This window comes from Polaromonas sp., from assembly GCF_029945895.1.
In the GTDB taxonomy this organism is placed as follows: domain Bacteria; phylum Pseudomonadota; class Gammaproteobacteria; order Burkholderiales; family Burkholderiaceae_C; genus Polaromonas.
The window spans coordinates 1-10487 of record NZ_JAQSDL010000099.1; the positions used below are offsets into that span (position 1 = coordinate 1).

The 10487-nt window shown below is 63.6% G+C and carries 9 protein-coding genes and 1 pseudogene; 2 read left to right on the forward strand and 8 right to left on the reverse strand.

Annotated features, from left to right (window positions below):
- The 6 genes from PSV33_RS14910 to PSV33_RS14935 all read right to left on the reverse strand — a co-directional run.
- Positions 1-670, reverse strand: a 670-nt coding sequence (locus tag PSV33_RS14910) for a transcription termination/antitermination protein NusA (RefSeq protein WP_300562992.1), incomplete at its 3' end; no start/stop codon positions are given.
- Between the two features lie 20 nt (positions 671-690).
- Positions 691-1266 (reverse strand): ribosome maturation factor RimP, encoded by a 576-nt coding sequence (gene rimP / locus PSV33_RS14915; protein WP_300562994.1) that lies wholly within the window; start codon positions 1264-1266, stop codon positions 691-693.
- 244 nt (positions 1267-1510) lie between these two features.
- The gene (locus tag PSV33_RS14920; protein ID WP_300562996.1) at positions 1511-3235 is read right to left on the reverse strand and encodes a dipeptide ABC transporter ATP-binding protein; all 1725 of its coding nucleotides are present in this window, start codon (positions 3233-3235) and stop codon (positions 1511-1513) included.
- Positions 3232-4278 (reverse strand): ABC transporter permease, encoded by a 1047-nt coding sequence (locus PSV33_RS14925; protein WP_300562998.1) that lies wholly within the window; start codon positions 4276-4278, stop codon positions 3232-3234. Before PSV33_RS14925 ends, PSV33_RS14920 begins: the two co-directional genes overlap by 4 nt.
- Before the next feature lie 3 nt (positions 4279-4281).
- Positions 4282-5316 (reverse strand): microcin C ABC transporter permease YejB, encoded by a 1035-nt coding sequence (yejB, locus tag PSV33_RS14930; RefSeq protein ID WP_096698866.1) that lies wholly within the window; start codon positions 5314-5316, stop codon positions 4282-4284.
- A gap of 46 nt (positions 5317-5362) precedes the next feature.
- The gene (locus tag PSV33_RS14935; protein WP_300560922.1) at positions 5363-7177 is read right to left on the reverse strand and encodes an extracellular solute-binding protein; all 1815 of its coding nucleotides are present in this window, start codon (positions 7175-7177) and stop codon (positions 5363-5365) included.
- 90 nt (positions 7178-7267) lie between these two features.
- Here PSV33_RS14935 and fabI point away from each other — a divergent pair, with 90 nt between their 5' ends.
- On the forward strand, positions 7268-8074 hold the full coding sequence (fabI, locus tag PSV33_RS14940) for an enoyl-ACP reductase FabI (RefSeq protein ID WP_300563000.1): 807 nt from the start codon (positions 7268-7270) through the stop codon (positions 8072-8074).
- A gap of 146 nt (positions 8075-8220) precedes the next feature.
- Here fabI and PSV33_RS14945 read toward each other — a convergent pair whose 3' ends face one another.
- Positions 8221-8925: a GNAT family N-acetyltransferase gene (locus tag PSV33_RS14945; RefSeq protein WP_300563002.1), complete on the reverse strand. Its 705-nt coding sequence runs from the start codon at positions 8923-8925 to the stop codon at positions 8221-8223.
- 175 nt (positions 8926-9100) lie between these two features.
- Here PSV33_RS14945 and PSV33_RS14950 point away from each other — a divergent pair, with 175 nt between their 5' ends.
- The gene (locus PSV33_RS14950) at positions 9101-10036 is read left to right on the forward strand and encodes a DNA ligase (RefSeq protein ID WP_300563004.1); all 936 of its coding nucleotides are present in this window, start codon (positions 9101-9103) and stop codon (positions 10034-10036) included.
- 39 nt (positions 10037-10075) lie between these two features.
- On the opposite strand, the pseudogene PSV33_RS14955 reads toward PSV33_RS14950, so the two are convergent.
- A pseudogene (locus PSV33_RS14955) lies at positions 10076-10487 on the reverse strand (lysine decarboxylase); the annotation flags it as partial.

Here is a 10487-nt window from a genome sequence, read left to right on the forward strand (position 1 = left end):
CCAGCAGGCCCTGCTCGATCTCGGGCACTTCCTGGCGGAACAGCTCGATCATGAATTCGGGCGCGGTGCGCGACAGGATGATGGGCGCGCCACGCAAGGTGTTGTCGACTTCCATGATCATGGCGCGAACACGGTCACCGGAGCGCAGGTTTTCCTTCGGGATCATGTCGCTGCGGCGCAGGCGGCCCTCGACGCGGCCGGATTCGACAATGATGTCGCCCTTGTCCATGCGCTTGACGGTGCCGACAAAAATCTTCTCGCCGCGCGACATGAAGTCGTTGAGCAGCATCTCGCGCTCGGCGTCGCGGATTTTCTGCAGGATGACCTGTTTGGCTGCTTGCGCGCCAATACGGCCGATCGGCAGGCTTTCGACCGGCTTTTCGATGTAGTCGCCTTCTTCGATGTCCGCAATCTCGTCGCGCGCATCGCTGACCAGCTCTTCGGCTTCGGGGTTTTGCAGACCGGCTTCGTCAGGCACCACCAGCCAGCGGCGGAAGGTTTCGTAGTTGCCGCTATCACGGTCCACCACCACGCGGATGTCTACACCGTCTGCGTACACCTTCTTGGTGGCCGAGGCGAGCGCAAGCTCGACCGCGCCAAAGACGACGTCACGTTCAACATTTTTCTCACGCGATATGGCATCAACCAACATCAACAGTTCGCGATTCATTTCACAAGCCTGCCTTTCTTTTATATCTCTGTGGCGGGTGCGCTTTTCGGCCGGCGCCCCTTGAAGTCAACAACGGGCGCCAGACGCGCCTGCACTATTTCATCCAGCGTGAAACCCAGCGCCTGCAGCGGTGCGGGAATCCTCTTTTTGCTTATCTTTTGCCCGGGTTTGACGGCGGGCTCTTCGCTCCACACAATCTGCCACCCGGAAGCCGCACGCTCAAGCGTGCCGCGGAATTTTTTACGGCTGGCCGACACGCCGGATCCGGCCGCGGCCGCCGCCCCGATGGGCGCTTTCAGCGTGAGGTCAATCAACTCGCCCGCAAACCGCTCGAAATCCTTTTCGCTGCGCAAGGGGCGGTCAATGCCCGGCGAGCTCACTTCGAGCCGGGAATACGCGGCCCCCTCCACTTCCAGCACAAACTGCAGCTGGCGCGTGACTTTTTCGCAGTCTTCTGCATTGATGAACTGTTCGGCACCCTGGACATAAGGCTGGTCAATCGTGACGCGCAGCAAACCACCGGCGGTGCGCTCGATGTCCACCAGCTCGTAACCCAGTCCCGTGACTGTTTGCTCAATCGTCTCGTGTAATGCCATTCAGTTCTAAAAAAGCAGCTTCGTAAAAGTCAGGGTTGCAAAAACAAACGCCCAAAAAAAATGGGCGGTGAAAACCCGCCCATTTGGTCGTGAAGCGCATATTGTAACCTGCTGCTAACGCCTGTGCAAGCAGTTTACATGCCGGGGCGCCCTATCCTTTGTGCAACGCAACCTGGCCGGCATCCACAAATTCCGGAAAAAGCGGCGAAATCAGCAAAAAGGCTCTGGGTGGACCTCATCCGCGTCAGCCCTGCGCCGCCACCAGCGTCTGGGTGTAAGGGTGTTGCGGCCGCTCCAGCACCTCTTCCACGCTGCCGGCTTCCAGCACCTCGCCGTCCTTGAGCACCATGACCTGGTGCGCCATGGCCCGGATCACATCCACGTCGTGGGTGATCAAGAGGTAGCTCAGGCCGTGCTCGCGCTGGAGTTTCTGCAGCAGCTGGAGCACCTGTTTCTGGATCGTCACGTCCAGGGCGCTGGTCGGTTCATCCAGCACCAGCAACCGGGGCTGGATGATCAGGGCCCGTGCAATCGCCAGCCGCTGGCGCTGCCCCCCCGAAAACTCATGCGGGTAACGCTGCAGCAGGCCGGGGAAATCCTGCCCCCGCGCGCCCTCACTGCGTGCAGCTTGCTGCCCCCCAACGGGGTGCATTCCGTCTTGGGGCGGCCCGGCGACGGAATCCTGCGCTTCGTTCATACCGACTTCCGCCAGGGACTGCAGCACCTTTTCTCGCCGCTGGCTGGCGGACAGCCCCGGCTCGTGCACGCGCAAGCCTTCCCCGACGATTTCCTCGACCGTCATGCGCGGCGACAGCGAGGAAAACGGGTCCTGGAAAACCACCTGAACCGCGCGTCGGATACGTTTGTTGCTGGCCGCATCGCGGCTCCATGCCTGGCCCGCTGCCAGCAGCTGACCCTGGTGCGGATGCAGACCCAGTGCGGCCAGGGCCAGCGTGGATTTACCCGACCCGGACTCCCCGATCACCCCGAGGGTCTGGCCGGCGGGAACCTGGAAACTGGCGCCATGGAGCGCTACAAACTCGCCCTTGCGAAACCAGCCGCGCACCCCGGGAATAGGCAGCGGGTACGTGACCCGCAGGTCCCGGGCCTGCAGCACCACGGCAGCAGCAGGATCGGCCTGACCCGGCGCCACGTCGCGTGACGGCCGGCTGTCTATCAGTTTGCGGGTGTAGGCATGCTGCGGGTGGTCGAACACCTGCGCCACCGGCCCGGTCTCCACAATGCGACCGTTCTCCATCACGGCAATGCGGTCGGCAAAGCGCCGCACCAGGTTCAGGTCGTGGGTGATCAGGAGCACTGCCATCCCGTTGCGTTGCTGCAGCCCGGTCAGCAGGTCCAGGATCTGCGTGCGCAGCGTGACATCGAGGGCCGTCGTCGGCTCGTCGGCCAGCAGCAGTTTGGGCTGGCAGGCCAGCGCCATGGCAATCATGGCGCGCTGACGCTGGCCGCCTGACAGCTGGTGCGGGTAAGAGCCGGCCCGCCGGGCAGCCTCGGGAATGCCGGTATCCGCTAGCAATTTAATAGCTGCCTGCGCAGATTCGGCGGGCGTCATGGCCTTTTTCAGCTGCAAGACTTCAGCGATCTGCTCACCCACGGTGAACAGCGGGTTCAGGGCCGTCATCGGCTCCTGAAAGATCATCGCGATGTCCTGGCCGCGGATCCCGCGCAAAGTCCGCTCGGGAAGGGACAGCAGGTCGACAGCCCCCTCATGTCCCGCGAAGGCTGCCTTGCCGCTGATGGCAGCGTTCTGCACGAGGCGCAGCAGGCTCAGTGCAGTGACGGTTTTCCCGGAGCCCGACTCCCCGACCAGCGCGAGTTTTTCCCCGGGCCGGATGGAAAAATCGATGCCGCGCACCACCTCCTTGCCGGCGAAGGACACGCGCAGGTTGCTGACGTCAAGAAGGCAGGACACGTTCGCGACGGGCATGGAGGTCGTGGAGGCCGTCATTTGTCAGCCTTCCGTGGGTCCAGGGCGTCCCGCAGCGCATCGCCCATGAAGGTCAGCAGCAACAAGGTCATCACCAGCACCGCGAAGGTCGACAGCGAAATCCACCAGGCGTCGATGTTGGCCTTGCCCTGGTTCAGCAGCTCGCCCAAGGAGGGCGTGCCGGGCGGCACGCCCAGGCCCAGAAAATCAAGTGAAGTCAGCGCCAGAATCGCCGCACTCATGCGAAAAGGCAGAAAGGTGACCACTGGCGTCAGGCTGTTGGGCAGGATGTGGCGCCACATGATCTGCAGGTTGCCGACGCCCAGCGCGCGCGCAGCGCGCACGTAGTCCATCTGGCGGTTGCGCAGAAACTCGGCGCGCACATAGTCGGACAGACCCATCCAGCCGAACAGGCTGAGCAGGAGCAAAAGCACGGCCACGCTGGGCGCAAAAATCGCGCTGAAAATGATCAGCAGGTACAGCTCAGGCATGGAGCCCCAGATCTCGATGAAACGCTGGAAAGCCAGATCGGTCTTGCCGCCCACATAACCCTGCACCGCCCCGGTGATGATGCCGACCACCACCCCGATCAGCGTCAGCGCCAGCCCGAACAGCACGCTGAGGCGGAAACCGTAAATCAGCTGGGCCAGCAGGTCGCGCCCGCGGTCGTCGGTGCCGAACAGGTTGTCGCGCGACGGCGCCGACGGGTTGGGCTCTTTTGAAAAATAGTTGATGGTGCGCGGGCCATAAGGATTGGGCGGATATACCGACCAGTTGTCCCCTTCCCTGAGTTTGGCGCGGACAAAGGGGTCGAGGTAGTCCGTCGGTGTGTCGAAATCCCCGCCAAAGGTTTTTTCCGAATAGTCCCGGACCAGCGGAAAGTAGAAAGACCCCTCGTAACGCACCAGCAGCGGCCTGTCGTTGGACAACACCTCGGCAAACAGGCTCAGCACCACCAGCACGCAGAAAATCACCAGGCTGCGATAGCCCAGCTTGTTGCGCCGGAAGCGCTGCCAGGCCCGTCTGGAGGGCGATGCGGAAAGGGGCGAGGCAGGGACCGTCATGACTCAATCAAACTTCACGCGGGGGTCTACCCAGACATAACAAAGGTCCGAGACCAGCTTGGTCAGCAGGCCGATCAAGGTGAACAGGTAGAGCGTGCCCAGCACCACCGGGTAGTCGCGCCGGATCACGCTTTCGTAACTGAGCAGCCCCAGGCCGTCGAGCGAGAACAGGGTTTCGATCAGCAGCGAACCGGTGAAAAAGGCACCAATGAAGGCCGACGGAAAACCCGTGATGATGGGAATCAGCGCATTGCGAAAAACGTGTTTCCAGAGCACCTGGCGCTCGGACAGGCCTTTGGCGCGTGCCGTCAGCACGTACTGCTTGCGGATTTCCTCGAGAAAGGAGTTTTTGGTCAGCACTGCCGTCACCGCAAAACTGCCCAGCACCATGGCCGTGACCGGCAAGGTGATGTGCCACAGGTAGTCCGTGATGCGTGCGCCCCAGCTCAGGGTTTCCCAGTTCGACGAGGTCAGCCCGCGCAAGGGAAACCACTGCAGCTGCCCGCCAAAAATCACGAGCAGGGCCACGCCCAGCACAAAGCCGGGAATGGCATAACCGACCAGCACGATCAGCGTGGTGACGAAGTCAAAACGCGAGCCGGCGCGCACCGCCTTGGCCACGCCGAGCGGCACGGCGATCAGGTAGCTGATGAAAAAGGTCCACAGCCCGAGGCTGATGGACACCGGCAACTTTTCCTTGACCAGTTGCCAGACGTCCTTGTGCTGGTAAAAACTTTTCCCGAGGTCAAACCGCGCGAACTGCCCCAGCATCTGGAAAAACCGCTCGTGCACGGGTTTGTCAAAACCGTACAGCGCCCTGATTTCCTCGATGCGCTGCGCGTCCAGGCCCTGCCGGCCGCGGTAGCCGGAGCCGGTGGCCGCCGCACGTTCGCCGCCGGAATCGCGCCCCTGCAACTGCGCCACCATCTGCTCGACCGGACCGCCGGGCACAAACTGCACCATGGCAAAGGTCAGCAGCAGCACCCCCAGCAGGGTGGGAATCATGAGCAGCAGGCGTTTGAGGATGTAGCTGGCCATGGTTATGCGGATGGCAGCGAATACATGAAGTGTTGAGCGTGGGGGGTCATTTGTTGGAGTTTGAAGCCCACCAGGTGCTCATGGCCCAGGTGTCGGCCTGGTAATACGGCGGAATCGTCGTCGGCAACACAAAAGGCGCAGGCCGGTAACCGATGAGAAAGGCGTCGCCATAATACTGCGGCACCGAATAAAAGCCGTGCGTCAGCACGCGGTCCAGCGCGCGCATGGCGGCGCCCAGCTCGGGCCGGGTTCGCGCGGTCACCACCTTCTGCAGCAAGGCATCGACCGCCGGGTCGGCAATGCCCCAGACATTGGACGAGCCGGGCGTCCTGGCCGCTTCGGAGCCGAACCGCTCCAGCAGCTCGCTGCCCGGCGCGGTCGAGCCCGGCAGACGCAAGGTCGTGATCTCGAAGTCAAACGCGTCCATCTTCTGCTTGGACAGGGAGAAATCAACGACCCGGTAAGTCATGGTGATGCCGAGCTTTTCAAGCGCTTTCTGGAAGGGCCCGACGATGCGCACCAGCGACGGCTGGTCGTTGAGGAACTCCATCGTGAAGGCCTCGCCCTTGGCATTGCGCAGCGCGCCATCGCGGTAGCTCCAGCCGGCTTCGCGCAGCAGCGCCTGGGCCTGACGCAGGTTCTGCCGCAGGCTGCCCGGCGGTGTGGTGGCGGGCGCCACCGGCACCGCGCCAAACACCTCAGGCTGAAGTCTGGTGCGCAGCGACTCCAGCAGCGCCAGTTCGTCGGGCTTGGGCAGCCCTTCGGCATGAAATTCGCTGTTCGGGAAATAACCGTTGACGCGTTTGTAGATGCCGTAGAACAGCTGCCGGTTCATCCACTCGAAATCCATGGCCAGCCCGATGGCGCGCCGCACGCGTACGTCCTGGAATTTTTCCTTGCGCAGGTTGAACACATAACCCTGGAAGTCGCCGGGGTTGCGGTTCTCGAAAGCCCGCTTGACGAGTTCGCCCGAGCTGAACTGCTTGCCGGTGTACTGGCGTGCCCAGTTGCGCGAGATGAACTCGCGCATGAAGTCGTATTCACCGGCTTTCAGGCCTTCAAAACGCGAGGTTTCGTCGAGGTAGATCTTGAAGGTGATGCGGTCGAAGTTGAACTGACCCTTGCGACTTGGCAGCTCGGCGCCCCAGTAGGCCGGGTCGCGGACATAGGTGATGTCGCGCCCCATCGCCAGGCTGGCGGGCTTGTAGGGGCCGGAGCCTATCGGCAGGTCGGACACAATTTTGTCGAACGGCTTGCCGCCGCCCCAGGCGCGGCTGAACACCGGCATGCCCCCCACGACCAGCGGCAACTCGGGATTGGGAACTGCGAAATCGAAACGCACCACCCGTTCGGCGAGCACCTTCACCGCTTTGACCTCGGCATAAATGCTGCGGTATTGCGGCGCGGCCAGCTTGCCGGTCAACTGCGTGAACGAATGCAGCACATCGGCGGCCAGGACCGGCGAGCCGTCCTGAAAGCGCGCCCTGGGGTGCAGGCGGAAGGTGGCCGACAGCCGGTCCGGCGACACCTCGACATCGTCGGCCAGCAGGCCATAGGCGGTGGTCGGCTCCTCGGCGTTGCCGGTCAGCAGGCTCTCGATCATCAGCGTGCCGATACCGTAGGGCGCAGTGCCGCGCAGCGTGAAGGGGTTGAACTTGTCGAAGTTGGTGGGGCGGGTCGGCGGCACCATGCGGATCTCGCCGCCCTTGGGCGCGGCGGGATTGACGTAGTCGAAGTGGGTGAAGCCCGGCGGGTACTTGATATCGCCGAACTGCGCATAGGCGTGGGCAGCCCAGGAAGCCGGAGCCAGACAGACCAGAACGGCCGTCACCAAGGCCCGCAAAAACGACAAATCCCGCATGCGACAATTCTGCACTACTTAAGTTGGCAAAGAGCACCATGCACGCAGCGCGCCCTTTGCCCTTTCACTCGCACACACTGGAGCACAAGCATGGGCACACCCACGGGATTTCTCACCGGCAAAAAACTGTTGATCACGGGCGTCCTGTCCAACCGGTCCATCGCTTACGGTATTGCCAAGGCCTGCCATGCCCAGGGCGCCGAACTGGCCTTCAGCTACGTGGGTGAACGTTTCAAGGAGCGCATCACCGAATTTGCCGCCGACTTCGACTCCAAGCTGATTTTTGACTGCGATGTCGGCGACGATGCGCAGATTGCCGCCCTGTTTGCGGACCTGACCAAGACCTGGCCGACCTTTGACGGCTTTGTGCACAGCATCGGCTACGCACCGCGCGAGGCGATTGCCGGGGACTTCCTCGAAGGCCTGACACGCGAGGGCTTCAAGATTGCCCACGATATCAGCGCCTACAGTTTTCCGGCCATGGCCAAGGCTGCCCTGCCCCACCTCAACCCGAAGTCGGCCCTGCTGACGCTGACCTACCTGGGCGCCCAGCGCACCATCCCCAACTACAACACCATGGGCCTGGCCAAGGCCAGCCTGGAAGCCAGCGTGCGTTACCTGGCCGAGTCGCTGGGCCCCAAGGGCATGCGCGTCAACGGCATCAGCGCCGGCCCGATCAAGACACTGGCGGCCAGCGGCATCAAGGACTTCGGCAAGCTGCTGGGCATGGTGGCCGCCGCCTCGCCGCTGCGGCGCAACGTCACCATCGAGGATGTGGGCAACGTGGCCGCCTTCCTGCTGTCCGACCTGGCTTCCGGCGTCACCGCCGAAATCACCTATGTGGATGGCGGCTTCAGCCACACGGCCGGCATCGGCCGCGACACCGAGGCGAGCTGAACCGGCTCAGGGTTCAGTCCCGGGTTTGGAGTCAAATACGGCCTTATCCCCTGATACACGGTCAACTAATGCTATATAAAAGTGAGCACGACCGGGCCGAGCCGGCTGCTCAGGTGCGGCGCCAGTACACATAAGACCACGCGGTTTCAAAGCCCGCGCGACGGTATAACGCCTGCGCGGCGGTGTTGCTGGCCTCCACCTGCAGGAAGACCCGTGCCATGCCCCCGCTCCCGTGCAATGTCGGCCAGCCCAGCCAGTACCCGTCCGGCGAGACCCCGGCCGCGGTGCCCTGCGACGGTGCGCATGCCGTGCACGCTGACCCAACCATGGTCAAAAGCCGCCACCCCGCCCGCGAGCACCTGGCCGCCTTCACGAACGCTGGCATGCACCGAGCCCTGCGCACGACTCAGTGCCCTGACCCGGCAGGCGCCGTCCACCGGATCAAAGCCTTCTCCCAGGAAAAGCGCCGTCCAGGCCGCATCCGGCGCAGCATGGACCTCGGCGCTTACCTGCGATGACACATCGCGCATACGCGCTACCGTGCCCAACTGCACCAGCGTGGGTTTGTCGGCGCGGTAACCGCGCTGGCGCAGTTCATGGCGCAAACCGTCAAAACAGGCGTCGGTGGCCAGGCGAAACACCGCCGGCAGGCCGCGCGCCGCGTAATACGCCTCGATGCGGCCCAGCACGCCCGGCTCCGCGTGCGTATGCTGCAGCGGCACGGCGCTTCGAGCGCGGCCTATGGTTCCGTGATCGACCGGCAACAGCCAGCCCTCGCGCTCCTCCACGGTGGCGGGAGCCACGGCGGCCAGGGTGGCCTGTTCTATGGAAGCAACATCTTTGGCGTTCATGAATGAAGTTTGTACTGGTTCAGTCTTGCAGCAAGCCCGCGCCTGACCGCACAATCGTCAGGCGCAGGCCAGAAAAGCGGGCAAAACGGGAAAATGCCAACACTACTGTTTTGATAGCTGCCCACGCCCTTTGTTCGGGCGCTTGCGGCATGAATCATGCAATAAACCCAGCGACATGACGACATCTCCACCACCCACCCTCACGCTCCCCCGCACGCGCGGCGCTTTCCTTCGCATCTGCGCACTGCCCTGGCTGCTGGCGTTGACGGCCCTGCTGGCGCTTGCCCTTCCCGCAGCGGCGGCCGGCAACAACCCGTCGCTGATGCTGGCCAATGTCTACCACCCCGGCATCGCGCTGCAGGACTACTGGCTCAGTGAAAAACTTGACGGCGTGCGGGGTTACTGGGACGGAGAAAAGTTGCTGACCCGCGGCGGCGAACGCATCGCCGCGCCGGCCTGGTTCACGGCGGGCTGGCCCAGGCAGCCCCTGGACGGCGAGTTGTGGGCCGGCCGGGGCCAATTCTCCAAAGCGGTCTCCACCGTGCGCCAGCAGACCCCTGACGATGCCGCGTGGCGTGCCCTGCGTTTCATGGTGTTCGACCTGCCCACGCAGGCCGGCACCTTCACCGAGCGGATTCCGGCCCTCCATGGGGTGGTCAGCCGCATCGACCAGCCGTGGGTGCAGGCGGTTGCGCAGTCCCGGGTGGCCAGCCACGCCGAACTTCAGCGCCTGCTGGCCAAAACCGTCCGGCTGGGCGGCGAAGGGCTGATGCTGCACCGCGGCGCCTCGCTTTACCAGGGCCTGCGCAATGACGACCTGCTCAAGGTCAAGACGCATGAAGACGCGGAAGCCCGCGTGCTGGCCCACCGGCCGGGCCAGGGCAAACATGCGGCGGCCTTGGGCGCTTTGCTGGTCGAGACGATCGGCGCGGACGGCCTGCCGGGCAAGCGCTTCAAGCTGGGCACCGGCTTCAGCGACGAACAGCGGCGCCACCCACCGCTCGTGGGCAGCATCGTCACCTACCGCTTTCGCGGCTTGAATGACAGCGGTGTGCCGCGCTTCGCGAGTTTCCTGCGGGTCCGGGAGGACATGGCGCCGGCACGGCCCTGAACGCCGCGGCCGGCGGCCGGCAGGCCGGTCGCGCCCTGATTACTCTTTCACGCAGTCGGCGTAATAGTGCTTCTTGCCGTCGGCATCTTCGATTTCGACCAGACCGTGAATGTCGGTCTCGAAACCCGGGCACTGCGCGTTGAACTCGCGCGAGAACTTCAGGTAGTCGACGATCTTCTTGTTGAATACTTCGCCGGGAATCAAGAGCGGAATGCCGGGCGGATAAGGCGTGACCAACCCCACCGTGATACGGCCCTCGAGCTTGTCGATCTCGACGCGTTCGGTCTTGTGCAGCGCGATGTGCGCGTAGGCATCGCTGGGCTTCATGGCCGGCGTCAGGTCGCTCAGGTACATGTCGGTCGTCAGGCGCGCGATGTCGTACTTGGCGTAGAGCGCGTGGATGTGCTGGCACAGGTCGGCCAGGCCCATTTTTTCGTAACGCGGGTACTTC

What these genes read in the sequence shown, in the direction of transcription:
- PSV33_RS14920 (WP_300562996.1), bottom strand. Translation starts at nt 3,235, where the DNA reads ATGACGGCCTCCACGACCTCCATGCCCGTCGCGAACGTGTCCTGCCTT.
- PSV33_RS14935 (WP_300560922.1), bottom strand. Translation starts at nt 7,177, where the DNA reads ATGCGGGATTTGTCGTTTTTGCGGGCCTTGGTGACGGCCGTTCTGGTC.
- fabI (WP_300563000.1), top strand. Translation starts at nt 7,268, where the DNA reads ATGGGCACACCCACGGGATTTCTCACCGGCAAAAAACTGTTGATCACG.
- rimP (WP_300562994.1), bottom strand. Translation starts at nt 1,266, where the DNA reads ATGGCATTACACGAGACGATTGAGCAAACAGTCACGGGACTGGGTTAC.
- PSV33_RS14925 (WP_300562998.1), bottom strand. Translation starts at nt 4,278, where the DNA reads ATGACGGTCCCTGCCTCGCCCCTTTCCGCATCGCCCTCCAGACGGGCC.
- PSV33_RS14950 (WP_300563004.1), top strand. Translation starts at nt 9,101, where the DNA reads ATGACGACATCTCCACCACCCACCCTCACGCTCCCCCGCACGCGCGGC.
- PSV33_RS14945 (WP_300563002.1), bottom strand. Translation starts at nt 8,925, where the DNA reads ATGAACGCCAAAGATGTTGCTTCCATAGAACAGGCCACCCTGGCCGCC.
- yejB (WP_096698866.1), bottom strand. Translation starts at nt 5,316, where the DNA reads ATGGCCAGCTACATCCTCAAACGCCTGCTGCTCATGATTCCCACCCTG.